Annotated in this window: 24 protein-coding genes; 15 read left to right on the top strand and 9 right to left on the bottom strand. The window is 72.1% G+C overall.

What is annotated here, in order from left to right; genetic code table 11:
• Window positions 1–68: 68 nt before the first annotated feature.
• Window positions 69–482 carry a MarR family winged helix-turn-helix transcriptional regulator gene (locus DQ384_RS02510; protein ID WP_245966200.1) on the bottom strand — a complete coding sequence of 138 codons (414 nt, stop codon included), beginning with the start codon at window positions 480–482 and terminating at the stop codon, window positions 69–71.
• Between the two features lie 314 nt (window positions 483–796).
• Here DQ384_RS02510 and DQ384_RS02505 point away from each other — a divergent pair, with 314 nt between their 5' ends.
• Genes DQ384_RS02505 through DQ384_RS02495 form a run of 3 tightly spaced genes read left to right on the top strand, consistent with a single transcriptional unit; the run spans window position 797 to window position 3,142 of the window.
• Window positions 797–1,558, top strand: a complete 762-nt coding sequence (locus DQ384_RS02505; protein ID WP_114026971.1) for an ABC transporter permease — start codon at window positions 797–799, stop codon at window positions 1,556–1,558.
• Window positions 1,551–2,357 carry an ABC transporter permease gene (locus DQ384_RS02500; RefSeq protein WP_245966199.1) on the top strand — a complete coding sequence of 269 codons (807 nt, stop codon included), beginning with the start codon at window positions 1,551–1,553 and terminating at the stop codon, window positions 2,355–2,357. Before DQ384_RS02505 ends, DQ384_RS02500 begins: the two co-directional genes overlap by 8 nt.
• A 5-nt stretch (window positions 2,358–2,362) precedes the next feature.
• Window positions 2,363–3,142 (top strand): ABC transporter ATP-binding protein, encoded by a 780-nt coding sequence (locus tag DQ384_RS02495; RefSeq protein WP_114026970.1) that lies wholly within the window; start codon window positions 2,363–2,365, stop codon window positions 3,140–3,142.
• A gap of 36 nt (window positions 3,143–3,178) precedes the next feature.
• Here DQ384_RS02495 and DQ384_RS02490 read toward each other — a convergent pair whose 3' ends face one another.
• The gene (locus DQ384_RS02490; RefSeq protein WP_114027066.1) at window positions 3,179–3,679 is read right to left on the bottom strand and encodes a hypothetical protein; all 501 of its coding nucleotides are present in this window, start codon (window positions 3,677–3,679) and stop codon (window positions 3,179–3,181) included.
• A gap of 247 nt (window positions 3,680–3,926) precedes the next feature.
• Between DQ384_RS02490 and DQ384_RS02485 the strand changes: the two genes are divergently transcribed.
• Window positions 3,927–4,502 carry an MFS transporter gene (locus tag DQ384_RS02485; protein ID WP_114026969.1) on the top strand — a complete coding sequence of 192 codons (576 nt, stop codon included), beginning with the start codon at window positions 3,927–3,929 and terminating at the stop codon, window positions 4,500–4,502.
• Between the two features lie 452 nt (window positions 4,503–4,954).
• A complete protein-coding gene (locus DQ384_RS02480; RefSeq protein ID WP_114026968.1) occupies window positions 4,955–5,728 on the top strand; it encodes a YcnI family copper-binding membrane protein in 774 nt (257 codons plus the stop codon).
• A gap of 106 nt (window positions 5,729–5,834) precedes the next feature.
• Here the strand turns inward: DQ384_RS02480 and DQ384_RS02475 are convergent, their stop codons facing one another.
• From DQ384_RS02475 to DQ384_RS02465, 3 genes are read right to left on the bottom strand one after another with little or no spacing between them, the layout of a single operon-like run.
• The gene (locus DQ384_RS02475) at window positions 5,835–6,845 is read right to left on the bottom strand and encodes an ABC transporter permease (protein ID WP_220182730.1); all 1,011 of its coding nucleotides are present in this window, start codon (window positions 6,843–6,845) and stop codon (window positions 5,835–5,837) included.
• Window positions 6,832–7,788, bottom strand: coding sequence for an ABC transporter ATP-binding protein (locus tag DQ384_RS02470; RefSeq protein ID WP_245966198.1), 957 nt, complete (start codon window positions 7,786–7,788; stop codon window positions 6,832–6,834). Before DQ384_RS02470 ends, DQ384_RS02475 begins: the two co-directional genes overlap by 14 nt.
• 44 nt (window positions 7,789–7,832) lie before the next feature.
• Complete coding sequence (locus tag DQ384_RS02465) at window positions 7,833–9,020, bottom strand: LolA family protein (protein WP_114026967.1); 1,188 nt, start codon at window positions 9,018–9,020, stop codon at window positions 7,833–7,835.
• A 213-nt stretch (window positions 9,021–9,233) separates the two neighbouring features.
• Between DQ384_RS02465 and DQ384_RS02460 the strand changes: the two genes are divergently transcribed.
• The 3 genes from DQ384_RS02460 to DQ384_RS02450 all read left to right on the top strand — a co-directional run bounded on the left by DQ384_RS02460 (window position 9,234) and on the right by DQ384_RS02450 (window position 13,039).
• Window positions 9,234–9,908: a response regulator transcription factor gene (locus DQ384_RS02460; RefSeq protein WP_114026966.1), complete on the top strand. Its 675-nt coding sequence runs from the start codon at window positions 9,234–9,236 to the stop codon at window positions 9,906–9,908.
• Entirely contained in the window at window positions 9,898–11,400 is a 1,503-nt protein-coding gene (locus DQ384_RS02455; protein WP_245966197.1) for a sensor histidine kinase, read from the top strand. The genes DQ384_RS02460 and DQ384_RS02455 overlap by 11 nt, the downstream gene beginning before the upstream one ends.
• A gap of 211 nt (window positions 11,401–11,611) precedes the next feature.
• The gene (locus tag DQ384_RS02450) at window positions 11,612–13,039 is read left to right on the top strand and encodes a pyridoxal phosphate-dependent decarboxylase family protein (protein ID WP_245966196.1); all 1,428 of its coding nucleotides are present in this window, start codon (window positions 11,612–11,614) and stop codon (window positions 13,037–13,039) included.
• Between the two features lie 147 nt (window positions 13,040–13,186).
• On the opposite strand, the gene folP is transcribed toward DQ384_RS02450, so the two are convergent.
• Complete coding sequence (folP, locus tag DQ384_RS02445) at window positions 13,187–14,026, bottom strand: dihydropteroate synthase (RefSeq protein WP_114026964.1); 840 nt, start codon at window positions 14,024–14,026, stop codon at window positions 13,187–13,189.
• Window positions 14,027–14,133: 107 nt separating this feature from the next.
• Complete coding sequence (locus tag DQ384_RS02440; protein ID WP_114026963.1) at window positions 14,134–15,003, bottom strand: LysR family transcriptional regulator; 870 nt, start codon at window positions 15,001–15,003, stop codon at window positions 14,134–14,136.
• An 803-nt stretch (window positions 15,004–15,806) separates the two neighbouring features.
• Here DQ384_RS02440 and DQ384_RS02435 point away from each other — a divergent pair.
• The gene (locus tag DQ384_RS02435; RefSeq protein ID WP_245966215.1) at window positions 15,807–16,766 is read left to right on the top strand and encodes a neutral zinc metallopeptidase; all 960 of its coding nucleotides are present in this window, start codon (window positions 15,807–15,809) and stop codon (window positions 16,764–16,766) included.
• Between the two features lie 179 nt (window positions 16,767–16,945).
• Window positions 16,946–18,565: an LCP family protein gene (locus DQ384_RS02430; protein ID WP_245966195.1), complete on the top strand. Its 1,620-nt coding sequence runs from the start codon at window positions 16,946–16,948 to the stop codon at window positions 18,563–18,565.
• A gap of 264 nt (window positions 18,566–18,829) precedes the next feature.
• Here the strand turns inward: DQ384_RS02430 and DQ384_RS02425 are convergent, their stop codons facing one another.
• Window positions 18,830–19,297 carry a hypothetical protein gene (locus DQ384_RS02425; protein ID WP_114026961.1) on the bottom strand — a complete coding sequence of 156 codons (468 nt, stop codon included), beginning with the start codon at window positions 19,295–19,297 and terminating at the stop codon, window positions 18,830–18,832.
• On the opposite strand from DQ384_RS02425, the gene DQ384_RS02420 reads away from it, so the two are divergent.
• The 3 genes from DQ384_RS02420 (at window position 19,296) to DQ384_RS02410 (ending at window position 20,521) form a co-directional block, all read left to right on the top strand.
• On the top strand, window positions 19,296–19,511 hold the full coding sequence (locus DQ384_RS02420) for a hypothetical protein (protein ID WP_114026960.1): 216 nt from the start codon (window positions 19,296–19,298) through the stop codon (window positions 19,509–19,511). The two genes, DQ384_RS02425 and DQ384_RS02420, sit on opposite strands and share 2 nt — an antisense overlap.
• Before the next feature lie 252 nt (window positions 19,512–19,763).
• Window positions 19,764–20,072: a hypothetical protein gene (locus DQ384_RS44065; RefSeq protein ID WP_114026959.1), complete on the top strand. Its 309-nt coding sequence runs from the start codon at window positions 19,764–19,766 to the stop codon at window positions 20,070–20,072.
• A 2-nt stretch (window positions 20,073–20,074) separates the two neighbouring features.
• Window positions 20,075–20,521: a hypothetical protein gene (locus DQ384_RS02410; RefSeq protein ID WP_147268606.1), complete on the top strand. Its 447-nt coding sequence runs from the start codon at window positions 20,075–20,077 to the stop codon at window positions 20,519–20,521.
• A gap of 30 nt (window positions 20,522–20,551) precedes the next feature.
• Here DQ384_RS02410 and DQ384_RS02405 read toward each other — a convergent pair whose 3' ends face one another.
• Entirely contained in the window at window positions 20,552–22,600 is a 2,049-nt protein-coding gene (locus DQ384_RS02405) for a spermine/spermidine synthase domain-containing protein (protein WP_245966194.1), read from the bottom strand.
• A 212-nt stretch (window positions 22,601–22,812) separates the two neighbouring features.
• Between DQ384_RS02405 and DQ384_RS02400 the strand changes: the two genes are divergently transcribed.
• On the top strand, window positions 22,813–24,189 hold the full coding sequence (locus DQ384_RS02400; RefSeq protein ID WP_114027060.1) for a S8 family serine peptidase: 1,377 nt from the start codon (window positions 22,813–22,815) through the stop codon (window positions 24,187–24,189).
• A gap of 83 nt (window positions 24,190–24,272) precedes the next feature.
• Window positions 24,273–24,506 (top strand): hypothetical protein, encoded by a 234-nt coding sequence (locus DQ384_RS02395; RefSeq protein ID WP_114026957.1) that lies wholly within the window; start codon window positions 24,273–24,275, stop codon window positions 24,504–24,506.
• The last annotated feature ends 280 nt before the right edge of the window (window positions 24,507–24,786 follow it).

The following is a 24,786-nucleotide window of genomic DNA, read 5'->3' as shown; positions in this document are numbered from 1 at the left end:
CGTTACGTGGTTTGTCGAGTGCTTCCCAAGAGATTTGACCCTGTTGACGGCCTCGCTCCCCCGAAGAGTCAGGAGACGTTTCGGCGGATCTCGCCCAGGAAGCGGATCAGTTGGTCGCGCTCGGTGGCGCTCAGGGTGCGCAGGGCGCGTTCGCTGAGGCGGGTCATCTCATCGGCGATCACGGTCTCGAGTTCTCTGCCGCGCTCGGTGAGCTGGAGCCGGACGAGGCGCGCGTCGGTGGGGTGCGGCTCGCGGCGCAGCAGGCCGGCCGCCTCCATGCGGGTGGTCGCGCGCGTGACGGTGGGCGTGGCGAGTTCCAGGCGGCGGGCGATCTCTCCGGGCGCGAGGCCGTCGGTCTCCCACAGGCACTGGAGGATGAACTGCTGCCCGGCCCGCACGCCGTGCCGGTTGTACGCCGCCTCGGCGGCCATCGCCATCGCCCGCTTGGCCGTCCAGAAAGCGGCCTGGAACTCGTCGGCCACCGCTCCCCCTCTCCGCTCTCCCCGGGCCGGTGCCGCGGACATGTGAGCGCAACGTACCAGGAAAGGGCTTGACGACCTTTCCTGAGCTTCTTGCCGTGCGGCGAACGTTTCAGGCGGGGGGCTTCGGCTGCCGCGTCCGGGAAGGGGCCGTTTAATCGAAGGCGCAACTGGATCGGGTACATCTACAATGCCTCCTGACCTGTTCGGGGCGGCGCGGGGGAACACCGCACCCCGAACACGCCGAGCGGAGCGAGGCCATGAACAGGCCATAAAACAGGAGGTGCCCGACCTTCCCCCTATACGCGACGATCTTCATGTTCGGCTTCCGCCGTCACGCCGTCTACCGGGCCGCCGCCTTCGCCGGAGCGTTCACCAACACGATCTTCGGTGTTCTGCGCGCCTACGTCCTGATCGCCCTGTGGCACGCCAGACCCGGCCTCGCCGGGTACGACGTCGCCGACGCGGTCACCTTCTGCTTCCTCACCCAGGCGTTCATCGGGCCCATGCAGGTGTTCGGCGGCAGCCTCGACCTGGCCGCCCGGGTGCGCACCGGCGACGTCGCCCTCGACCTGCTGCGCCCCGCCTCCCTCCAGCTCTGGACCATGGCCGACGACCTCGGCCGCGCCGCCTACCTGGTCATCGTCAGGAGCGTCCCGCCCATGCTGATCGGCGCGGCGCTGTTCGGCGTCAGGACCCCGGCCCACGCGGCCGGCTGGGCCGTGTTCCTCACCTCGACGGCCCTCGGCGTCGTCGTCAGCTTCGGCCTGCGCTACCTGCTGGCCATGGCCACGTGCTGGATCGTCGACGACCGGGGCCTGCAGCAGATGTCCCTGGTGATGACGACCTTCTTCAGCGGCATGATGCTGCCGCTGATCCTGCTGCCCGGCTGGTTCGGCACGCTCACGCGGGCGCTCCCCTGGGCGGCGATGGTCCAGGTGCCCGCCGACGTCTACCTCGGCAAGACGGACGTCCTGGAGGCCCTGGCCTTCCAGGCGACGTGGGCGGCCGTCCTGCTCGCCGCCGGAGCGCTGGTCACCCGGTCCGCACGCCGCAAGGTGGTGATCCAGGGTGGGTGAGGCGCTCGGCCTGGCCAGGAGCTACGTCCTGCTGGCGGCGACATGGGTCCGCGCCGCCGCGCAATATCCCCTTTCGATGGCCATGCTCACGATCGGCTCGTTCGTCGTCACCTGCCTCGACGCGGCGGCCATCGTGGTCATCTTCGTGCACACGGAAACCCTCGGCGGGTTCAGCCTGCCCGAGGTCATGTTCCTCTACGGGACGGCCGGCGTCTCGTTCGCGCTCGCCGACATGCTGTTCGGCAACGTCGACAAGCTCGGCCAGCACGTGAGGGCCGGCACCTTCGACACGATGCTGATCCGGCCGGTCAGCCCGTTCGTCCAGATGGCGGTGGACCGGTTCGCCTTCCAGCGGGTGGGCCGCGTGCTGCAGGCGGCGATCGTGCTCGCCGTCGCCCTGGCGCGGCTGCACGTGCCGTGGCAGCGCGCGTGGATGATCCCGGTCATGGTGCTGTGCGGCATCGTCCTGTTCACCGCGATGTGGACGCTCGGCGGCGCGCTGCAGTTCCTGCTGACCGAGGCGCCCGAGATCGCCAACGCCTTCACCTACGGCGGCGGCCAGCTCACGCAGTACCCGCTCAGCGTCTACGGCGGCGAGCTGGTGCGGGCCGTCACGTTCATCGTGCCGCTGGCCTTCGTCAACTGGCAGCCGGCGTTGTACGTGCTCGACCGTCCCGACCCGTTCGGCCTGCCGTACTGGCTGCGCTTCGCCGGCCCGGTGGCCGCGGTCACGCTCGCGTGCGCGGCGGGGTGGGCGTGGCGGGCCGGGCTGCGCCGCTACCGTTCCACGGGGAGTTGAACCGCATGATCGAAGTCGACGGGGCCGGCCGCTCCTTCACGGTCACCCGCAGAAAGGGCCTGCTGCGCCGGGAACGAGAGGTGGTGCACGCCGTCAGCGACCTGTCCTTCCAGATCGCGGCCGGGGAGTTCGTCGGCTACCTCGGGCCCAACGGCGCGGGCAAGTCCACGACGATCAAGATGCTGACGGGCATCCTCGCGCCGAGCGCCGGGCGCATCCGCGTGGCGGGCCTGGACCCCTCCCGGCGTCGTACGGCGCTGGCGCGGCACATCGGGGTGGTGTTCGGGCAGCGGACGACGCTGTGGTGGGATCTGCCGCTCAAGGACAGCTTCACCCTGATCCGGCACCTTTACAAAGTAGATCAGGTGCGGCACCGCGAACGGCTCGCCGAGCTGTCCGACGTCCTGGAACTGGGGCCCTTCCTGGACAAACCCGTCCGGCAGCTCAGCCTGGGGCAGCGGATGCGCGGCGACATCGCGGCGGCCCTGCTGCATGATCCTCCGGTGCTGATCCTGGACGAGCCGACCATCGGGCTGGACGTGGTCAGCAAGGCGGCGGTGCGCGAGTTCCTGCGCGGGGTCAACGCCGAGCGCGGCACGACCGTGCTGCTCACGACGCACGACCTCGGCGACATCGAACGGCTCTGCCGCCGGGTGATGCTCATCGACCACGGCCGGCTCACCTTCGACGGCACCCTGGACGCGCTGCGGGCCACCGTCCCAGAGGAGACGTCGATCGAGGACGTGGTCACCCGCCTCTACACCCGCACCGCGGAACCGCGCTGACGGCCCCCGACCTCACCGAGGCCGGTGGGGTCCGGGTCAGTAGTACGCCTCGGGGCTGTCGGCGGCCTCCTCGTACTCATCGTCCTCGTCGTCGCGGCGGCCCGTCCACCGGGAGGGCATGAGCACCGGCACGAACAACGCGATGCCGAGCAGCGCGAAGACGCCCCGGGACAGCAGGTCCTGCATGCCCTTGCCCGCCTGGACGATCATCGGGTCCATCGCGGCGTCGGTGGGTGCGAGGTTGAGCGCCCGGTTCACGTCCAGCGCGTAGATGACCGTCCACGCCAGCAGCGCCATGGAGGGCACGAAGGTCGCCAGGGGCGAGACCCGGCCCGCGACGACCAGGCCGAACAGGAGGCCGACCACGAGCATCGCGCCGATGCCGACGAGCGCCTTGGTGTCGCGCACCGGGTCCACCGCGGTGCCGCCCGCCACGCTCACCATGCCGCGGACCGCGTCCTGCGAGGCCCAACCGGCGCCCGCGAGGAGGACCGCCGTCACGACGACACCGAGCAGCAGGCCGAGAAAATGCCGCATGGTCTCCACCTCGCGTTTCCCGCAATCTGCGAACGCGGGCAACAGTAGCGACAAAACTCCTATTACGGCAGATGTTGGTTCGGGCCGGCGGGACGGGAACCGCGCGGCGCCGCTCGCGTCGTCCGCCACGATGAACGCCTGGCGGCCGCGGACGTCACGATCCAGGACCGGATCCCCCTATGGCGCTGAATATGGGTCGAGGCCCGGCGGGACAGGTGACCCCCCGGCGTGGCACGATGTGGGCGTCATGCGTGCCCGCCTCCCCCTGCGCCTCGCGCGGTCGGCCGCCTTCACGGTCGTCTGCGTCTCGCTCGCCGTGCTCGGCCACCGCGCCGCCGGCGGGTCGGGTCCCGCGTCGTGGGCGGTGGCGGGCGGAGCGGCCACCGTGACCGCCCTGGCGACGCTCATCGCCGGGCGCGAGCGCTCCCCGCAGACGGTCATCGGCTTCCTCGTCGGCACCCAGGTGTTCCTGCACCTGCTGTTCGGCGCCTCCGGGGGCGCCGGGACGGCCCTGCGGGTCCACCTCGGGCACGGGCAGAGCCTCGGCGCCGACGTCGGCATGGCGATCGCCCACCTCACCGCCACGCTGATCGCCGGCTGGTGGCTGGCCCGGGGCGAGTCCGCCCTGTGGTCGGTGCTGCGCCGCCTGGGCACGCTCGCCGTGCGCCGGGCGCGCCGCCTGCTGACCCTGCTGGAGCGGGCCACGCCCGCCCCCCGGCGGCCCCGCCCGGGAGCCGCCGGTCACGTCGCGCCCGCCCCTGTGCGGCGCGAGCTGCGTCACTGCGTCCGCAGGCGCGGGCCTCCACTTCCCGCCGCCTTCTGACCCGTCCGGCGCCCCCGGCCCGCCCCCGTCCATGCCGTCCGGCGGCGTAGGCGACGGCCGCCGCACCACCCGTCCGCGCGCCCCACGCGGACGTCCCTCGCCGCACACCGTGGACGACAGCTCCAGGTGCGCGCGAGCGGACGTGTCCGCGCGAGGCTCCGGACCATGGCGGCCGGCCCGTCCCGCACGCCTCGGCAACGAACATCCGCCGGACAACGCGCCTCCGCCGGGGGATGCCCGTTCACAGGGGACGCACGCCCGCCCGGGAGCCGTGCCCCCGCTCCGTCAGGATCGCCGGCCGATCCCCGGCCGTGCCGTTCCAGTGGGCCGGCCGCTCAGGCGGCCACGGCAGGCCGCCACGGCGGGTGATCACGGCAGGTGGTCACGCCCGGACGGTCCGGCGGCGCTCGCGCCCGATTCGGCTTTACTCATTACAAAGTGGAGATTTCCCCATGTCGCTGACCACCGTCGCACGCCGCGCAGTCGCCGTCACCGCCGGCGCGCTCGCCCTCACCGTGGGCCTGGCCCTCCCCGCGCTCGCACACGTCACCATCCAGCCCGGATCCGTCGAGAAGGGCAGCTTCTCCAAGGTCGCCTTCCGTGTGCCGAACGAGCGGGACGACGCGGCGACCACCAAGCTGGAGATCCAGTTCCCCACCGACCACCCGCTGCCCTTCGTCTCGGTGCGGCCGGTTCCCGGCTGGAAGGCCGAGGTCACGCAGAGCAAGCTGCCCAAGCCGGTCCCGTCCAAGTACGGCGACATCACCGAAGCCGTTACGAAGATCACATGGACCGGCGGGAAGGTCGAGCCGGGCCAGTTCCAGGAGTTCGAGGTGTCGCTGGGCGGCCTGCCCACGGACACCGACCGGCTTCTGTTCCCGACCACGCAGACCTACTCCAGCGGCGAGGTCGTGAAGTGGGCGGACGAGCCGAAGGCCGACGGTTCCGAGGCCGAGCACCCCGTTCCCACCCTCAAGCTGGTCGACCCGGCCCCCGGCGGCGACGAGCACGGCATGGCCTCCCCGAGCGCCTCCGCCTCGGCGCCCGCGTCGTCCCCGGCCGACCCCGCCGTCACCGTGCAGGCGCACGCGGCCTCCGGCACCGAGGACGCCACCTCGGACGGAACCGCCCGCCTGCTGGCCGGCATCGGCATCGTGGTCGGCGTGGTCGGCGCGGCGATCGGCATCGCCGGCTTCCGCCGCGGCCGATCCACCCCGCAGGGCTGACCACGGCCGGGGTCCGGTGCGTCACGGCGCACCGGACCCCGCGTCCCGCCCAGTGCCGGGAGCGGCCGCCGGGGTGGAGTGCTCGGGCCGGATGCCAGGTGGGCGATCAGCTCGTGATGTCGCGGCCGGAGAAACGGCCCCACGCGATCGCGCCGAAGACCAGCGCGTACGCGGCGAAGACGAGTAACCCCTGGCCCATCACGTCGGTCGCGATCGGATCGCGCAGGGCCCCGTCGAAGGACGACCACCACGTGGTCAGCAGATACGGGCGCACGGGCCCGAGCTGCGGGATCGCCCCGATGACCTGGGAGAACACCACGGTGACCACCGTCGCCGCGACCGCGCCGATCGGCACCTCGGTGAGCGTCGACACCGCCAGGCCGACCAAGCCGAGCGCCGCCATGCCCACGGCGCTGTACCCGGTGACGATCAGGACGCGGAGCACCCCGTCCATAATCGGCACCGTCGTGCCCGACAGCAGCGTGACCGGGCCCACGGGGAACATGACCAGGCCGGTGATCAGGCCGGAGACGGCGACCACCGCGCAGGCGGCCAGCCCGAATACCCCGATGTTGACGGCCTTCACCGCCAGCAGCCGGGTGCGCCCGGCGGGCGCGGTGAGCAGGTAGCGCAGGGTGCCCGCGTTCGCCTCACCGGCGATCGAGTCGCCCGCGACCACGCCGACGGCCAGCGGCAGCAGAAGCTGGACCAGCATCGACAGCGACAGGAACGTGAGCATCAGCCCGTTGCCCGCGACCTGCGTGACGATCGCGGGCGTCTCCTCGTCCGAGCCGAACGCCTTCAGCGCGACGCCGATCACCACGGGCACGCACGCGAGCAGGATCAGCATCGCGATGTTGCGCGGCCTGCGGAAAGTGAGCCCCAGCTCGGACCCCACCAGCCGCAGCACCGCCCGCGCCGCCCCTGGCGACGCGTCGGACCGGTCCCGGTGGCCCGCCCCGGCAGCGCGGGCCACCGCCCCGCTCCTCGCCCCTCCGGCCACGGAGGCATCGCCGATCGCGGCACCGCGCGTCGCCGTTCCTGTGCCGGGCTCGGGCGGGGTGTCCGCGGCCGTGGGCGCGGAGGAGGTGCTGTTTTCGGTCTCAACCGTCGACATCGAAACCTTCTCCCGTCAGGCCGACGAACAGCTCTTCAAGACTGGGCCGGACCACCGTGAAGCCGCGCACGGCGACGCCGTCCCCGACCAGCTCGGCGCACACGACCTCCGGCGCGTGGCCGCCCAGCTCGGCCTCGACGTCGTCCTCGCCGGTGCGCACCCGCGCGAGCCCGAGCCGGTTCAGCACGGACGCCGCCTGAGCCGGGTGGGGGGTCTCGACGCGGACGCGGGGCTCGTGCCCGGCCCGCAGCTCGGCGATGGTCCCCTGGGCGACCAGCCGGCCGGTGCGCATCACCCCGATGTCCGTGCACATCTGCTCGACCTCGGCCAGCAGGTGTGAGGAGACGAAGACGGTGGTGCCGTCGGAGGCGATCTCTTTGATGAGCGAGCGCACCTCGCGGGTGCCCTGCGGGTCGAGGCCGTTGGTCGGCTCGTCGAGCACCAGCAGCTCGCGCGGCCCGAGCAGCGCGCCGGCGATGGCCAGGCGCTGCCGCATGCCCAGCGAGTAGGCGCGGTACCGCTTGCCCGCGGCGGCGCCGAGGCCGACGCGGTCGAGGGCGGCGCCCACCCTCTGCCTGGCCGTCCGCGGGTCGGCCTTGGGATCGGCCGCGTCGTACCGCAGCAGGTTGGCCTGCCCGGAGAGATAGGGGTAGAAGGCCGGGCCCTCGACGACGGCGCCGACCTTGGGCAGCGCGGAGGCGAGCCCGCCGGGCATCGGCCGGCCGAGCACCTCGCAGGCGCCGCTGGTGGGGCTGATCAGCCCGAGCAGCATGCGGATGGTCGTGGTCTTGCCCGACCCGTTGGGGCCGAGGAACCCGAACACCGAGCCGCGCGGCACGGACAGGTGCAGATCGTCCACCGCGACCTGGCCGCCGCGGAAGCGCTTGGTGAGACCGCGCGCGACGATCGAGCAGTCACCGGGAGAGGCTTCGGTATGGGTCACCCGAGGGGGCGCCGCCTCGTGCGCCCCCTCCCCCGTGATCGTCGTCACTTGCGGCCGGCCGCCTGGACCAGAGCCTCGGGCGTGACCGCGCCCGCGAAGAGCCTGCCGTCGTCGGTGAGCAGGACCGAGACCAGCTTGGTGGTGATCACCTTGCCGCTGCCCCACGTACCGCTGACCTGCTTGGCGGACTTCAGCACCGACTCGATCATCTGGGCCGGGTCGCCGCCGCCGCGCGGGCCGTTCTGCTGCTTGGACAGGTCGGCGAGCGAGAACGGCACCTCGGCGACGGTCCCCCAGCCGCTGCCGTGCGTGCGCGCGCCCGCGCGGGCGGCCTCGGCGCCGGGCGCGGCGTGGCCGGCCGCCCCGTCCTTGGACCAGGGCTCGCCGGGCTTCGCGGCCTCGGGCTTCTGCTCCTTGACCTTGGCCCCGGCGGGCGGGGTGAACGCGAAGTTCTCCGGCGCGGGCGCGGAGAAGGACACCTGGGTGAAGCCGACCTCGAACGCCGGCTCGGCCGCGCCCTTGGCGAAGATCTGGACGCGCAGCGGGATGTAGGTCTCGCCGTCGAGCGCCAGGGTGACCCGGTCGACCAGGGACGTGGAGTCCTTGGGGGTGAGCACGAGCTGGTAGGCGGCGCGGCCCGCGATGTGCTGGCCGTTCTCGACGGTGACGGCGGTGCTCTCGTCCGCGGCCTTCAGCAGCCGGTCCGCGAGATCCTGCGGGGTGGTGGCCGTGGGCAGCGCCGTGTGCGCGGCCTCGGCCTCCTTGCCCTTGTCGCCCTTGACGCCCTCGGGGAGCGTGAAGCGGGTGACCGTGTTGGTGGCGCTCTCCCACAGCCAGGCCGAGCCCTTGCCGTCGGAGATGACGTCGGTCTCGCTCATCTGGCCCGGCAGGGCGAGACGCAGCCGCCCGTCGCCGCCGTACCAGACCTTCAGCGTGTGCGAGCCGGACAGCAGGGACAGCGGCGAGCTGCTCGTCCCCGACGGCAGCGGCAGCGAGGGCAGGCCGAGCGACGCGGTCTCGACCACGGTGCCCGACATGGCGGGGGGCTGCTGGTGCTGCGCGGTCTTGGCGACCTCGGCGAGCAGTTGCGCGGCGGTGCGGTCGGGAAGCGCGGGGTCTCCCTGCACGGCGGCGATGACGGGCCCCGCGCCGACGGCGGCCCCCACCACGACGAACGCCGCCACGGGGACGGCCCACCTCACGGCGCGCGCCCTTCTCCAAGTGGACTGCATGTCACTCCTCAACGGTAAGTCCTTCGATCCGACACCACGCAGACTGCCGCCCGTGGCCTGAGCCGAAGCTGAGACGGGCTGAGAGAGCTCTCAGATTCCGCCCTGGCCGGCCCGTTCGCGCTGGTGGGGGGCGAGGAGGCGCCGCCGGGGCTCTCAGGCGGGTCTCAGGCGGGACAGGCCAAGATGGGGGGACACCACATATGGGGGGTACGAATGCGCGTGCTCGTCGTCGAGGACGAGAGGCGGATGGCCGCGGCGCTCAGACGCGGGCTCACGGCCGAGGGTTTCGCCGTCGACCTCGCGCACGACGGCGAGGAAGGGCTGCACCTGGCGAGAGAGGGCGACTACGACGTCGTCGTGCTCGACATCATGCTGCCCAGGCTGTCGGGCTACAACGTCTGCAAGCGGCTGCGGGCCGAAGAGAACTGGGTGCCGATCCTGATGCTGTCGGCCAAGGACGGCGAATACGACCTGGCCGACGGCCTCGACCTCGGCGCCGACGACTACCTCACCAAGCCGTTCTCCTACGTGGTGCTGGTCGCGCGGCTGCGCGCGCTCATGCGGCGCGGCGCCCGCCGCCGCCCGTCGGTGCTGCGGTCGGGCGATCTCGCCCTCGACCCCGCGGGCCGCACGGTGGCGCGGGGCGACATCCCGATCGAGCTGACGCCGCGCGAGTTCGGGCTGCTGGAGTTCCTCATGCGCAGGCCCGGTGAGGTCGTGTCCAAGACCGAGATCCTGGAGCACGTCTGGGACACCTACGACACCGACCCCAACGTGGTCGAGGTCTACGTCGGCTACCTACGCAGGAAGATCGACGTCCCGTTCGGGCGCAATGCCCTGCAGACGGTGCGCGGCGCGGGCTACAGGCTGGTGGGCGATGGCGGCTGACCCGTCCCTGTCCCGCACGCCCGGCGAGGCCCCGCCCACCGGCCCCGAGGTGGGCGGCGGGGCGCGTGCCGGGCATGGGGCCGGCGAGGACATGGTGACAAAGGCGGGGCACAGCACGCAGGGCGCCGCGCGGTCGCCCCTGGCGTGGTGGCGGCGGCAGAGCCTGCGGTTCCGGCTGACCGCGACGGCCTCGGCCGCCCTGGCGGTGGCGCTCGCGCTGGCGGCCAGCCTGCTGGTCGGCGTGCTCGGCCGGGCGCTCATGCAGTCCACCGACACGGTCGCCTACCAGCGGGCCAGAGAGGTCGTCGCGCTGGCCGACGACGAGCGGCTGCCGGACCCGATCGCGGTCACCGACGGCACGATCGTCCAGGTGGTGGACGCCCAGGGGCGCATCACGCACGTCACCCCGGGCGCCGACCGGCTGGTGCCGCTGGCCGACCCCCGCTCGGCCGCGCGCGAGTCGTCCGGCGACCGGGGCCGCATGGTGGACGGCGACGCCTTCGGCATCCCCGGCCCGCTGCGCGTGGTGGTCCTGCGCGCCGACCACGGCCGCACGGTGATCGCCGCCCGGCCGTTCAAGGACGTCGCCGACAGCCTCACCACGACCATCCACATGCTCGTCATCGGCACGCCGATGCTGCTCGTGCTGCTCGGAGCGGCGAGCTGGCTGATCATCGGCAGGACGCTGCGGCCGATCGCGGCGCTGCGCCGGGGCGCGGCCGAGGTGAGCGCCGCCGCGCGCGCGCGACGCCTGCCGGTGCCAGAAGCGCGCGACGAGGTGCACGAGCTGGCCACGACGCTGAACGACATGCTGGCCAGGCTGGAGGCCGCCGACGCGTCCCAGCGCGCGCTGATCTCCGACGCCGCCCACGAGCTGCGCAGCCCGCTCGCCAGCATCCGCCTGCAACTGGAGGTCGCGCTCGGCCATCCGGACGGCCAGGACTGGCGGGAGACCGCCGAGGGCGTCCTGGAGGACACGCTGCGCCTGAGCCGTCTGGCCGAGGGCCTGCTGACGCTGGCCCGCCTGGACGAGCGCCGCCGCCCGGCCCGGTGGCAGCCGGTGGACCTCGGCGAGCTGGTGGGAGCGACTGCGGGCCGCTACGACGGCGGCGTGGTCACGGTCACGGCGGCCGAGCCCGCGGTCGTGGACGGGGACGCCATGGACCTCAGCCGGGTGCTGGTCAACCTGATCGACAACGCCGTGCGGCACGCGGCCGCCAAGGTCTCGGTCGAGCTGCGCTCCGCGCGGGCGCAGGCCGTGATCACGGTGACCGACGACGGGCCGGGCATCCCCGAGGCCGACCGGGAGCGCGTGTTCAACAGGTTCACCCGGCTAGACGGGGCCCGCAGCCGCGACGACGGCGGCGCGGGGCTCGGGCTGGCGATCGTCCGCGAGACCGTCCGCGCCCATCGCGGCTCCGTCCACCTGGAGGACGCCTCCCCCGGCCTGCGCGCCGTGATCCACCTCCCCCTCAGCCCCGACCCCTCATAGGCCGGTTCGGTTCGGGGCGGCGGCGCTTGTGCCTCGGCACCCGGCATCCGCCCATGTCCCGGGATATCTGGAATCCGTGGGTCTCCCGGATATCCGGAATCTGGGGGTGGGCGTGGTAATGTCCCTCGCCGATCGGCGCGGCGCCCCGGGTCCGCCGGGGGGCGTCCCGCAAGGGGCCTGCGGCGCCATCCACTCAGCGAGGGAGAACCGCGTGCTTCCCGAGAACGGCCGTTCCGCCGAGGACATCCTCGCCGAGCTCGCCCTGCTGAAGCGGGACGACCTGGAGGTGCGCGGGGGCAAGGTCACCGCCTACGTCTACGACACCGGCCGGCCGGAGGTGCACGACGCGGCCGCGCGGGCGTACTTCGAGATGCTGGAGGTCAACACCCTCGACCCCACGGCGTTCCCGAGCATCGTCGCCATGGAGAAGCAGGTCGTCGGGGCCGTCGCGGAGCTTCTGGGCGGCGGGCCGCACACTCCGGGCATCTTCACCAGCGGCGGCACCGAGTCGATCATGCTGGCGGTGAAGGCGGCCCGGGACGCGCGCCCGGTCGCGGGCAGGCCGAGGATCGTGGTCCCCGTGACCGCCCACCCGGCCTTCCACAAGGCGGCCCACTACCTCGGCGCCGAGGTGGCGCCGGTGGACGTGGACCCGGTCACCTTCCGCGCCGACCCGGCCGCCGTCGCCGCCGCGATCACGCCCGAGACCGTGCTGGTGGTGGCCTCGGCCCCCTCCTACCCGCAGGGGGTCGTCGACCCGGTGGCCGAGATCGCCGCGCTGGCCGCCGAACGGGGGGTGCTCTGCCACGTCGACGCCTGCGTGGGCGGCTGGCTGCTGCCCTGGCTGGCCCAGGCGGGCGCGGCCGTTCCCCCGTTCGACCTGTCGGTGCCGGGCGTGACGTCCATCTCGTGCGACCTGCACAAGTTCGGGTACGCCCCCAAGGGCGCCTCGGTGGTGCTCTTCGCCGACCCGGCGCTGCGCCGGGCCGCGTACTTCGCGTCGGCCGCCTGGCCCGGGTACACGGTGATCAACACCACCGTGCAGAGCTCGAAGTCGGCGGGCCCGCTGGCGGGCGCCTGGGCAACGCTGAACGCGCTCGGCCGGGACGGCTACCTGGGCCTGGCCCGCGACACGCTGGCGGCGACGCGCCGGCTGGCCGAGGGCGTCGGCGAGATCCCGGGCCTGCGCGTGCTCGGCGAGCCGGAGGCGTCGCTGGTGGCGTTCACCGGCGAGGACGGCGTCGACGTCTTCGTGCTGTCGGACGAGGCCCGCAAGCGCGGCTGGTTCCTTCAGCCGCAGCTCTCGTACGCGGGGATTCCGGCGAACCTGCACGTCACGGTCACCGGGGTCACGCTCAAGGGCGTGGAGGCGATGCTCGAGGTGATCGCCGAGTCGGCCGCCGCCGCACGGCGCCGGGGGCCGGCGAAGGTGCCGGAGGGGCTGGCGGATATCCTCGCCTCGCTGGACCTGGACGCGCTGGACGACGCGACCTTCGCCGAGCTGGCCGCCTCGGTCGGCGTGGACCTCGGCGGGTCCGGCGGGCCCGACATGGCGGTGGTCAACACGGTGCTCGACACGCTGCCGGCCGCGACCCGCGAGGCGATCCTGATCAGGTTCCTGTCGCTCCTGTACGGCTGAGGCGGCGAAGGGCCTGACGGCGCGGGGACACGTTCGCCAGGTGACCCGCCGTACAGCGGCGCCGGATTCGCCGTACCAGTCCCACCGCCCGGCGCCGGGCGAGCACGAGACCGTCGAGCGGGAGACTTCGAACCCGCCCGTGAGGCGTTACCGGGCGGCGCGGAGGCGGCCGACCTCGGTGAGGGCCGTGACGGCCGCGGCGGCGTCGTGGACGCGGAACACCCGCGCCCCCTGCCACGCGGAGACGGCCAGCGTGGCCAGCGTGCCGGCGTGACGCTCCTCTACGGCGAGGCCGCCGAGCGTCTCGCCCACGAAGTCCTTGTTGGAGACGGCGACCAGCACGGGCCATCCCGTGGCGACCAGCTCGCCGAGCCTGCGGCCGACCTCCAGCGAGTGGCGCGTGTTCTTGCCGAAGTCGTGGGCCGGGTCGATGAGGATCGCGTCCTCGCGCACCCCGGCGCGCACGGCGCGCTCGGCCAGCCCGACGGTGTGGGAGACGACGTCGGCCACCACGTCGTCGTAGGCGATGCGGTGCGGCCGTGTCCTCGGGGTGACGCCCCCGGCGTGCGCGCACACCAGGCCGATGCCGTGCTTGGCGGCGACGTCGGCGAGGCCGGGGTCGGGTCCGCCCCAGGTGTCGTTGAGCAGGTCCGCGCCGGCCTGGGCCACGACCTCGGCGACCTCGGCGCGGAAGGTGTCCACGCTGATCACCAGACGGGGGTGGGCGTCGCGCACGGCGGCCACCAGATCGGCGACCCTGCGGATCTCCTCGGCGGCGTCGACCGTGTCGCCCGGGCCCGCCTTGACCCCGCCGATGTCGACGATGTCGGCTCCCGCGCGGACGGCGTCGTCCACTGCGGCGAGCGCGGCGTCGAAGCCGTAGGTCCTGCCCCGGTCGTAGAAGGAGTCGGGAGTGCGGTTGACGACGGCCATGACGGCGAAGTCGCCTGGGCGGAACTCGCGGTCACGCAGGCGCAAAGTATGCATCGCCGCCAGCGTACGCCCGCCGTACGGATGCGGGTGCCGGGATCGCCGTGGGGAAGACCGGCTCCACCGGAAAGCGCTCCCATTTGCCGGGAACGCTCCAAAACGACTTAGATCGCGCGCCCGTTCTCCGCCGAGGTGAGGAAGTCCTGGGCCACCGCGGGCAGGCGCCTGCGCGCGTGCACGAGCGCGACGACCCTGCGCAGCGGCGGGTCGAGGGAGCGGACCACGAGCCCGGCCTTGACGGCCTGCTCGGCGGTCCCCCGGTACCAGAGCAGGGACGCCGAGGCGGTGCGCACCAGCGAGGGCCAGGCGCCGCGCTCGTCGGTCTCGGCGGCGACGATCGGCCGTACGCCGTAGGTGGCGAACAGCTGGTCGAACTCCCTGCGCCGCGCGCTGCCCGGCGGGGGCAGGATGAGGCGCATGCCGTTGAGGCGGATCATCGGCACCGTGTCCGGCAGGTCAAGGCCGGGCGGGGAGATCAGGACGATCTCCTGGCGCTCCAGCGGGTGGCTGACCAGGTCGGCCGGGACCGGCAGGTCCGTCAGCCCGAGGTCGGCGCGCTGTTCGCGGATGGCGTGCACGACGCCGTCCCGGCCGTCCGAGCGAACGATTTGCACCCGCACACCCGGATGCTCGGCGACGTAGGCGGGCAGGAGGCGTCCCGCGAGGCCGGGCTCCAGGGTCGGCGGCGACGCTATGCGCAGCTCGCCGCCCCCCGAATGCGTGTGCGTGGCCAGCGCCTCGATTTCGGACACGGCCTCGAGCGCTTCCTTGGCGAGTTTCACGACGCGGCGGCCCTGCGCGGTCACGACCACTCCCCGGCCCGAACGCGCGAAAAGGGTCATCCCCAGTTCGCGTTCCAAGTCGCGAATGGCGCGGGAAAGGGCGGGCTGGGCGATGTACAACGACCTGGCCGCGTCGGTCATGGTGCGGTGCTCCGCAGTGGCGACCACATAACGGAGCTGCTGCAGATTCATGGAATCGAAGCTAGGGCAGAGGGGCGCGGCGATTCCGGAACATCGCAGAGATCACCTTGGATGATTTCAGAATGTAACCATATACGGCTACATCCGTGACTGCTGAGAAATGAGTAGAGTTCTGCCCAAAATGGTGTGAATTGCGGAACCCGTGACTGGGGAGAACGGGTCGGTCCATCGCGACCGGGGAGGGGGCGGACGGAATGGCCACCAACGGGGGCGGCAACGGACGGGAGCCTTTACCACCATCGCACGGGGGGCGTCACCCTTACGGACCACCCCCGGGCGGCGTGCCGCCGGCGCCTCCGCCCGGGCGGCCGTACGCGCCGCAGGGGCCGATGCGGCCGCCGCCCGGCTACCCGCCCCAGGCTCCCCCCGGCCGGTCGCCGTACCCGGGCCAGAACCCCGGGCGACCGCCGGGCCAGAACCCGCCAGGCCGGTTTCCGGGGCCGGGCACGCCGAACCCGGGACAGGGACCGGGACAGGGACCGGCCGCGCCGTACCCGGGCCGGCAGCCGTATCCGGGCCAGGCTCCCGGGCGCCCGCCGTACCCGGGACCCGCGCAGCCGCCTCCCCCGCAGGGCCCGGCCCAGCCGTACCGGCAGCCGTACGCGCCGCCCCCCGGACACGGGACGCCCGCCCAGGCTCCCCCGCCGCAGGGCGGCCGGCCGTTCCCGCAGCCCCCGCCGCCCGGGCACGTCCCGCCCGGTCCGGCGCGAGGGCCGTATGGCCCGCCGGGCTGGGGCGCGCCCGGATGGCGCCCGCCGAAGCGTAGGTCGAGCGGCGCGGCGATCGTCGGCGGCGTGCTCGGGGCGATCGCGGCCGTCTTCGTCCTGCTGGTGATCGGCGGCGCGTTGCTCGCGGGATCGAAGAGCGGCGGCACCACGACCTCGCCCGTGGCGATCCCGACGTACGAGCCGTACACGCCGGGCCCGCGCCCGTCCTTCACGTACACTCCCGTGGAGCCGCGGCCGACGCGCAGCACCGGCTCCCGGCCGGACACGACGCCGCGCACGACCAGGCCCGTCCTCAACACCACGCTGACCGGCAACTCGGTCTACAAGGCGGGTTCGCTGCCGAGGACGAGCTGCCGCGCGAAGGCCACCAACGTCTTCGACAACGCCCAGCTGAAGGCGCTGATCCTCGCGACGTCGAAGTGCATGAACAAGACGTGGGCCGCCGCGCTCGGCAGGGTCGGCATCCCGTTCTCGCCGCCGAACTACGCGATCACGGCCCGGGGCGGGCGCGGCGCGTGCGGGGACTTCCCGCACAAGGGGAGCATCGTTCCGTACTACTGCCCGCGCAACAGCACCATCTACGGCTCCACGTCCGCCATGGCGCAGGGACGGGGGAACCAGCGCGGGTACGGCTCGCTGTCGAGCTGGCACGGGGCCTTCACCGGCATGTTCGCCCACGAGTACGGCCACCACGTCCAGCATCTGACCGGCCTCGAGGACTCGTGGTGGAGCAAGACGCTCGCCTCGCGCACGACGAGCGGCAGGCTGGCGCTCAGCCGCAGGTACGAGTTGCAGGCCAACTGCTTCAGCGGCCTGTGGATGCGGTCGGTCGCCGCGAGCTACCCGATCACGCCCGCGCGCCGCAACGCGTTGTACTACTTCTTCTCCAACGTCGGCGACTGGCCCGGGTACCCGCGCGACCACGGCTCGCCGCCCAACAGCGGCCGCTGGTTCCGCCAGGGCTACGAGCGTCTCAAGACCTACCAGTGCAACACCTGGCTGGCCCCCGCCTCCACGACCTCGTAGCGGTCCGCCCCAGCGCGGCGACATCGCGACTTAAGGCGCTGGTCACCATCCGATTCCCGAATATTGGGCTTGCGTCTGTGATGTCCAGATATGGGGGCTAGAATCCTGGAATCCGTGAACCGGCCGACATGGCGTTTCGCCTGCTTGGCGGCCGGAATCGAACCAGTCAGGGAGCGCTTGTGACGACGCCGCTTGGCCACAATACGGAGGAGGCGGACGCCGGCGGCCCTGAGGAACCCGCTCCCACGCGAGCGGCCACGGCTCCTCCCCGTTTCGCCAAGCCCCCGAGCACCGCGTCCGTCATCGGCTGGACGGGCCTGTCGGCGATCGTCCCGGGCGCGGCCCACCTGCGCGCGGGGCGCCGGCGGACCGGGTTCGCCCTGCTCGGGGCCTTCGGCCTGATCCTGGTGACCGCGGTCGTCCTGGCCCTCGTCCTACGGTCGAACCTCGGCCTGGCCGTGAAGGACAGCACGCTGGTGGCGGTGACCGTCGTCGCCGGGGTCGGCGCGCTGGCGTGGTTCACGCTCGTCCTCACCTCCTACGTCGCTCTCGGCCCGCAACGGCTTCCCCAGAGCGGCCAGGTGGTCTCCGGCGTCGTGGTGGGCGTGCTGTGCGTCACCGTGATGGCGCCCTTCGCACTGACGGCGAGCAGCATGGTCACCGCGCGGGACACCGTCAACGCCGTCTTCCCCTCCGACCCCGACCCGGCCGCCTCGGTGGCGCCGGTCAAGCAGGAGGACCCCTGGAACGGCCGCCGCCGCGTCAACTTCCTCCTCGTGGGCGGCGACGCCGCCGGCAACAGGACGGGCGTGCGGACCGACAGCATGACCGTCGCCAGCGTCGACGTCCGGACGGGCAACGCGGTCATGTTCAGCCTGCCGCGCAACCTGCAGTACGTGCGCTTCCCCAAGGGCGACCCGCTGGCCGCGCGCTTCCCCGACGGCTTCACCGGCGACTCCGGGCAGGGCCTGCTCAACGAGGTCTGGCAGTACGCCGAGGACCACGTCGGCAAGGGCAAGGGCCCGCAGGAGCTCAAGAGCGCCATCGGCCACACCCTCGGGCTCGAGATCGACTACTACGCGATCGTCGACATGTACGGGTTCGCCGCGCTGATCGACGCGATCGGCGGCCTGAGGATCCGCGTCGAGCAGGACATCAAGTGGGGCGGCCACTTCGGGACGGCGGGCACCATCAAGGCCGGCGTCCAGAGGCTCGACGGCGAACACGTGCTCTGGTACGGACGCTCGCGCGTCGACAGCGACGACTTCTCGCGCATGTCGCGCCAGCGCTGCGTCATGGGCGCCCTGCTGGACCAGGCCACCCCCAGCGTCGTGCTGGCCAACTTCGGGAAGATCGCCAGCGCGACGCGGCACATGTTCCGCACGGACATCCCGCGCGACCTGCTGGAGCACCTGGTGCCGCTGGCACTCAAGGTCAAGGACGCCAGGACCACCAGCCTGCAGTTCGTCCCGCCCACGATCTGGCCGGGCGCGGCCGACTGGGTGAAGATCCGCCGCCTGACCGCCCGCGCGATCAAGCAGTCGGAGAACGCGGCCGCCCGCACCGTGGCCGCCGGCGCCAGCGCCTCCCCCACCGCCGCCTCCCCTACCGCCCCGGCCTCCCCCGGCGGCACGCCGTCCGGCCTCGCGCAGGGCACCACCGCGAGCCCGTCCGCCGGCACCCCCGCGGCCACACCGACCCCGACACATTCCCGCCTGGCGGCCCGTCCCACCCCCTCGAAGACCCCCACCCCCAACGACCAGACCGCCAAAACCCTCGCCGACGCCTGCGGCTTCTAACCCGCGACACCGCATCGTGACCAACTACCGGGTGGCCATATCCGGACGAAACGCATCGTCGGGAGAGTCCCCTGGCCGGCCCTTCCCTTCGGGCCATCCGAGCATGTGGCCGGAGTTGCCGCAGTACCGGGCAGGCGCCTGCCCCCGGTTCGTACTCCTCGGTGAAGCCGTTCTCATCGACGGCGCGGAACTGCCCCGCGGCGCGGCGGCATGGTTAAGCCTCGCTGACCGGGCTCGAACCGGCGTCCGGCACACGACTCACGGTCAACTCCAGGTGGCGCGCTTGAGCACATTCGACAGCCCCGGGGTGTTCCAGACGTCCACCACCAGGATCTGCGACTTGGGCAGGAACCACTCCTGCTGGGTGAAGCTCGCCGTCCGCCGGCCACCGTTGTTCGTCACGCACTGGTTGGGCCAGGCGGTGTACTTCGCCTTGTGGCCCCGTCCGACCTGACGCAGACCTGTCGAGGTGGCCTTTTCGGCGGGGTACCAGCTGTTCTTGGCGTTGAACGGGCAGGGAATCACGCCGCTGAAGGGGTGGAACTGGTATTTGCCCGTGTAGGTGATGGAACCGCCCCCGACCGGGAGATTGGTGTACGCCGTCGGCCCGAACAACCAGAACGCCTGGCAGTTCGGAGCGAAGGGTTCCGGCTTCTTGCACTTTCCGGTCGCCACCACGACCTTGTCTCCGTTGCGGTGCACCTTCCAGCCGGCGGGGAGCTTCAGGTTCATGCCCCGGAAGGAGAAGATCGCGGTACGCGAAGCCGACGAGGCCGAGGAGGCCGAGGAGGCCGAGGAGGCCGAGGAAACCCCTGCCGCCGGAAGTCCCGATGCGGCCGAGGCCGCGGCCGGAGCGACGATTACGGCGAGCGCGGCTGGGACGATAACGACAGAAGATCGTTTTCTCATGGTGAGAGAGTACAAGTCCCCACTTGTCGATCTCTAGATTCTCAGTTGCGGTGCGCTTCATCGACGGAACGCCCCGGCGTACTGGGCGTGCTCAGGCGGCGGCACGCCGTCCGGCCTCGCGCAGGGCACCACCGCGAGCCCGTCCGCCGACACCCCGCGGCCACACCGACCCCACACGTTCCCGCCTGGCGGCCCGCCCGCGGGGGACGGATCGGAGTCGCTGGAGTACACGGCCTACGAGTACGGCAGTTCCGATCCCGAGAACCCACGGTTCGACCAGCTGACCTCGATGACGGATCCACGCGGCGGCGGATCCTCGCCCGCGTACCGGACAACTTTCGAGTACGACGCCTTCGGCCAGCTCACCGCCCGGTGGGCTCCCCCCGATACCGGCGGCCATAGGGCCTGGACCCAGTACTACTACACCGTCGGCGACGAGCCTGCCTACGGCGGAGGGGTGGTGCCCCACGGACTGGTACGCCGGGTGATCGCCCCGGGGAGAACCGACCCCGAGCACGGGCCGGTCCATGACTTCACCCTCCCCGACATCGGAGCACGATGGACACAGGCAGGTCGTTTTGTCGGATTCCTGGACTAGTGATGCCCGAGCTCGATCTTGAGAACATCTTGAAGAGCGTGCGTCTCCAAGACGGGGGACTCGTAGAGATTCACGTTCTCGACACGTCCTTCGATGATTGGGCCGCAGTGGTCACATGCCTGCAAGAGGCGGGCTACGTGACAAGCCTGACCTACGCGGGCCAAAGAGTCACCGGCGGGCTGTCTGCGGCGATGTTCACAGAAGGACACGACGCCGGTTACACCCTGGAGATCAAGGTGGGAGAACAACAGACCTGGACGACGGGCCTGTATTCGGAGGATGCCATCGACCTCCAGGGCGATCCGCGATCTATCAAGTCGAGTACGGACCTGACCGAGGTGGTCGGTGTGATGAACCTGATCAGCACAGCAACGGGGAAAACCGTGGTCCTGCTGCCCGAAACCCTCGACCCGAAGAACACGAGACCTTATCTAGCCGTTCAGCGGTGACCCGTGCCCGGCCCCGCCACGCCGGAGCCACTACAGAGCTCGTGCCGTGCGGGGTAGGAGGGCGAAGGCGCCCAGGTACAGGAGGCCGGCGACGACCAGGAGGTCCTCGTAGCCGATGATCAGGCTGAGGTATTCGAGGCAGCCGCCGAGGATCGCCCCCAGCAGGTTGGCGCCGAAGGAGATCGTCGGGTCGGCGGCGTCGGCGAAGCGTTTGGCGAACACGACGTTGGCCGCGAAGATCGGCAGGAACGCGATCACCACCGCGCACACGAGCCGTAGTGGCACCGGTAGCCCGAGCAGCCAGGAATTGGGCACGATCGCGGCGAGCACGAGGCCGCCGAGCAGGATGGCGTACATCACCGGCAGGGACGGCGTGCGGAAGCGCCGCGTCACCTCCACCGCGGCCAGCACGGCGACCAGCACGCCGGCGAACACGACGGCGTTGACCACCCAGGTCGTGCCGAACAGCAGCGCGAAGCCGGTGACGTTCTTGGTCTCCAGCAGCAGGAACGAGACGCCGAGCAGGAACAGGTCGGCGTAGGGCCGCATGCGCCGGAACGGGCCGGCCACGGCGCGCACCGCGACGATGCTGACCAGCAGCACCAGCCCGAGCGTGATCAGGTAGATGGACGGGATGTCGCGCCCGTGCAGGTAGAGGAACGGCCGGTCGTCCACCGCGGGGGGCGGCGTGTCGGCCTTCGCGCCCGCCCACTCGGACGCGCAGCGCTGCGCGTCGGCGGTGACCCCGGCCGTGATCACGGCCTGCTGCCCGCCGCCGACCTCGTCCACGCAGGGCTTGTGCCCGAACGCGGCCTGGGCGGTGGAGGCGAGCCGGTCGACCAGCCACTGCTCGCGGTAGTAGTTGTACATCGAGAAGGCGCCGCCCGGCTTGAGGTGGTCGTGGGCGGCCTTCATCGACTGCTCGGTGAACAGGTAGCTCTCCAGCCGCAGCGAGCTCGCCCCCGAGACCAGGGTGAGCGAGTCGGGCAGCGCGAACAGGATGAGGTCGTACTTCTTGTCGGTGCGCTCCAGAAAGGCGCGGCCGTCGGTGACGTGCGTGGTGACGCGCGAATCGCTGTAGGGCTGGTCGGGGTGGTAGAGGCCGCCGAGCTCGCGCAGCTTGGGGTCGATCTCGACGGCGTCGACGTGCTTGGCGCCCTTGGACAGGGCGATGGCGACGTCGGTGCCGCTGCCCGCGCCGACGATGAGCACGTCGTCGAGTCGTCCCGCCGACGTGGCCCGCTCGTACGGGACGGCGTACTGGCGTTCGTACTGGAGCCTGGCGGCGGCGGGGACGGCCTGCTGGTGCGGGATGCCGTTGACCGAAATGGTGAGGGCGGGCGCGGGGCCGTAACTCTCGCGCTTGTAGGTGACCTTGTAGTACGGGGACCACAGCGCGCCCGCGGTGAGGGTCTCGGAGCCGAGGGCCGCGACCACGACCAGCGAGGGCAGGGTGACCAGCAGGAGGTAGTTGCTCAGCTTGCGTGGCTGCAGCAGCACTCCGTAGGCGACGGCGGCGACGACGCCCCAGACCATGGGCGGGGCGCTGGCGAACGACAGCAGCGAGAACGCGGCGATGCCGGTGAGGCTGCCGATCAGGTCGTAGCGGTAGGCCTCCAGGCGCGGCAGCTCGGGGAAGCACCGGCCGACCAGCTCGGCGGGGCCCATCAGGACGATCGCCGCCGCGAGGAACACCACGGGCAGGATGGCCCACGCGGGCGGCCCGCTGGTGCTCAGGCTGGTGAAGTACAGCACTCCCTCGGTCTCGCGGTTGACGGTCACCGGGAAGAACAGGACCACCAGGACCAGCAGGGCCAGGACGATCGGCGAGTAGTACGGCTGGGCCTTGCTACGGCCGACCCGCAGGAAGCCCAGGCCGATGCCGAGGAACGAGCCGAGCAGGACGAAGTTCGTGAAGTAACTGAGGTGGACGATGTTGGAGCCCGTCCAGCGGATCAGCGCCAGCTCCAGGAAGAGCATGAATGCGCTGGCCACCACCAGCCTGGGGCGCACCGGGAGCCACTGCTCGTCTCCCGTTCCGGACTCTGGACGTGACGGCATGTCCACCTCGGCGATCATGTGTCTCAACGTAGCCAAACGACGCCTCTGACGGAAGGCTTTGCACAAGACCGACTCGGCAGTGGAACGTCCCGAAAAATTTTGGCGCGCTCTTTCGCGGTACCTCGCGGCGATATGGCGGCGCACATGACATTTCTGCTGGTGGACGCGCTGAACGCGATGCACCAACGTTGTTGCGTTCCTACCTCGTGCTCCTTCAGGGTGGTGTCCTCATGCGGGTCCTGATCCAGCTCCGTCCCTCGCCCGACGTCGTCGCCGCCGTCGCGGCCCCCGACCTCACCGCGACCACCGCGGACGTCACCGGCGAACTCCCCGGCGTCGCGCTCGACCACTCCTACACACCTGTCGCCCTCCCCCGCCCCCACCCCGCGGCCGGCGGGGGCGACCCGCTCTCGCTCAACCAGCGGCTGAACTTCTCCATGGCCCCGGAGGAGGCGTCGGTGCTGGTCAGGGGCGAGATCTCCGACGACGAGACCGCCGCCCGCATGGCCCTGCTGCCCGGCCGCCACAACGGCGTCGTCGCCGTCTACGCCGATCCGGTGATCGAGACGAGCCTCACCTGCGGCGGCACCCCGCCCGTCGGGACCTGGCGGGACGTCGAGCGGCTGCTCGCCGTCCCGCGACTCCAGGCCGAGGGATACGACGGCGAGGGCGTCGCGCTCGCGATCTGCGACACCGGCGTCAACTCCGCGCACGTCACCCGTGCCCTCGGCCGGAGCTTCACGGTCGACGCGCGCCGCAGCTGGACCCCCGCGAGCGTCTCCGGGAGCGCCGGGCGGTTCCCCGTCGACCACGGCACGATGTGCGCCTTCGACGCGCTCATCGCCGCCCCCAACGCGTCGATCATCGACGTGCCCGTGCTGCTGTCCCGCCGGCAGGGCGGCACGGTCATGGACGGCCTGCTCTCCGACGCCATCGCCGCGTTCTCCCACCTGCGCACGCTGCTGGACGCCCAGCCCGCCGCCACCCGCTCGCTGGTGGTGAGCAACAGCTGGGGCTCGTTCTCCCCGCTGTGGGACCTGGCGCCCGGCCAGCCGGGAAACTACTCCGACAACGCCGCCCACCCGTTCAACATCATCGTGGGCAGCCTGGAGCGGGCGGGGGCCGACATCCTGTTCGCGGCGGGCAACTGCGGGGCCGAGTGCAAGGACCGCCGGTGCGCCTTCCCGGCGCGGCCGATCGTCGGCGCCAACTCCCACCCGCAGGTGCTGTCGATCGGCGGGGTCGACACCAACGGCGTGCGCGTCGGCTACTCCTCGCAGGGGCCGGGGCGGCTCAGCGACCGCAAGCCCGACGTCTGCTCCTACACCCACTTCGCGGGGTCCGGCGCGTTCGGGGCGGGCACGCCCGATTCGGGTACCTCCGCGGCCTGTCCGGTCGCCGCCGGGCTGGTGGCCGCCATCCGCACGCGCTGGCCCGCCTCGGTGATCTCCCCGGCACAGCTCCGCACGCTGCTCCACCGCACCGCCGACGACCGCAGCGACGTCGGGTTCGACTACGACTACGGGTACGGCGTCGCGGACACGGCGGGCCTGCTGGCGTCGCTCGAGCGGCGGACCGCCCGAACCGCCCTAACCGCCAAGGTGTGAGGCGGTCCCGTTGACCGGCACGGTGACGGGCGCGCCGCCCGGCGCGGTGACCGGGCCGCGGCGGGACGCGTAACGTGAGGGCCATGGTCCTGGTCACGGTACGGCTCCCGCAGGAGGCGACGCTGGAGGACGCCCTGCGGCGGCTCGGCCTCACCGAGGACGACGTCGACACCGCCTACGGCCTGGTGCCGCTCGACCCCGAGCAGGGCCTGTACGCGCTGCGCGTCACCGAGGAGGCCGGCCGCCGCGTCGGCCAGGCCGGGGGCGGCGGCCCGTTCGCCGACCCCCCGATCGAGCCCTACGGTCCGCCAGGCTGAACGGGAATCGAGCGCTACGGCCCGCCGGGCCGAACGGGGATGGCGAGGGTGAAGGTCGCGCCGTGGCCGGGTGAGTGGGGTTGAGTGTCTACAAGATCGGGAGTACTCCAAGCTCAAGCGATCTTTGCCCGCCACCGTCCACGCAACAGCGTGATCTCTCCAGTGGGGCTGATCAACGTCTTAGCACCGTAGACCGGAAGACCTCCGTCCACCAGCCATTGGTGCCGGATCTCCTCCAAGACGTCCCACAGCCGCCGAGGTCCGCCTTGATGGACGAGCG

It is taken from the genome of Sphaerisporangium album (assembly GCF_003323745.1).
Taxonomy (GTDB): Bacteria; Actinomycetota; Actinomycetes; order Streptosporangiales; family Streptosporangiaceae; genus Sphaerisporangium; species Sphaerisporangium album.
Note: the sequence above shows the minus strand (reverse complement) of the source record. Positions and strands in the feature narration are given on the sequence as shown.

What these genes read in the sequence shown, in the direction of transcription:
- DQ384_RS02505 (WP_114026971.1), top strand. Translation starts at nt 797, where the DNA reads ATGTTCGGCTTCCGCCGTCACGCCGTCTACCGGGCCGCCGCCTTCGCC.
- folP (WP_114026964.1), bottom strand. Translation starts at nt 14,026, where the DNA reads ATGCATACTTTGCGCCTGCGTGACCGCGAGTTCCGCCCAGGCGACTTC.
- DQ384_RS44065 (WP_114026959.1), top strand. Translation starts at nt 19,764, where the DNA reads ATGACGGATCCACGCGGCGGCGGATCCTCGCCCGCGTACCGGACAACT.
- DQ384_RS02440 (WP_114026963.1), bottom strand. Translation starts at nt 15,003, where the DNA reads ATGAATCTGCAGCAGCTCCGTTATGTGGTCGCCACTGCGGAGCACCGC.
- DQ384_RS02455 (WP_245966197.1), top strand. Translation starts at nt 9,898, where the DNA reads ATGGCGGCTGACCCGTCCCTGTCCCGCACGCCCGGCGAGGCCCCGCCC.
- DQ384_RS02465 (WP_114026967.1), bottom strand. Translation starts at nt 9,020, where the DNA reads ATGCAGTCCACTTGGAGAAGGGCGCGCGCCGTGAGGTGGGCCGTCCCC.
- DQ384_RS02420 (WP_114026960.1), top strand. Translation starts at nt 19,296, where the DNA reads ATGCCCCGGAAGGAGAAGATCGCGGTACGCGAAGCCGACGAGGCCGAG.
- DQ384_RS02495 (WP_114026970.1), top strand. Translation starts at nt 2,363, where the DNA reads ATGATCGAAGTCGACGGGGCCGGCCGCTCCTTCACGGTCACCCGCAGA.
- DQ384_RS02395 (WP_114026957.1), top strand. Translation starts at nt 24,273, where the DNA reads ATGGTCCTGGTCACGGTACGGCTCCCGCAGGAGGCGACGCTGGAGGAC.
- DQ384_RS02425 (WP_114026961.1), bottom strand. Translation starts at nt 19,297, where the DNA reads ATGAACCTGAAGCTCCCCGCCGGCTGGAAGGTGCACCGCAACGGAGAC.
- DQ384_RS02405 (WP_245966194.1), bottom strand. Translation starts at nt 22,600, where the DNA reads ATGATCGCCGAGGTGGACATGCCGTCACGTCCAGAGTCCGGAACGGGA.
- DQ384_RS02400 (WP_114027060.1), top strand. Translation starts at nt 22,813, where the DNA reads ATGCGGGTCCTGATCCAGCTCCGTCCCTCGCCCGACGTCGTCGCCGCC.
- DQ384_RS02480 (WP_114026968.1), top strand. Translation starts at nt 4,955, where the DNA reads ATGTCGCTGACCACCGTCGCACGCCGCGCAGTCGCCGTCACCGCCGGC.
- DQ384_RS02485 (WP_114026969.1), top strand. Translation starts at nt 3,927, where the DNA reads ATGCGTGCCCGCCTCCCCCTGCGCCTCGCGCGGTCGGCCGCCTTCACG.
- DQ384_RS02410 (WP_147268606.1), top strand. Translation starts at nt 20,075, where the DNA reads ATGCCCGAGCTCGATCTTGAGAACATCTTGAAGAGCGTGCGTCTCCAA.
- DQ384_RS02490 (WP_114027066.1), bottom strand. Translation starts at nt 3,679, where the DNA reads ATGCGGCATTTTCTCGGCCTGCTGCTCGGTGTCGTCGTGACGGCGGTC.
- DQ384_RS02460 (WP_114026966.1), top strand. Translation starts at nt 9,234, where the DNA reads ATGCGCGTGCTCGTCGTCGAGGACGAGAGGCGGATGGCCGCGGCGCTC.
- DQ384_RS02475 (WP_220182730.1), bottom strand. Translation starts at nt 6,845, where the DNA reads ATGTCGACGGTTGAGACCGAAAACAGCACCTCCTCCGCGCCCACGGCC.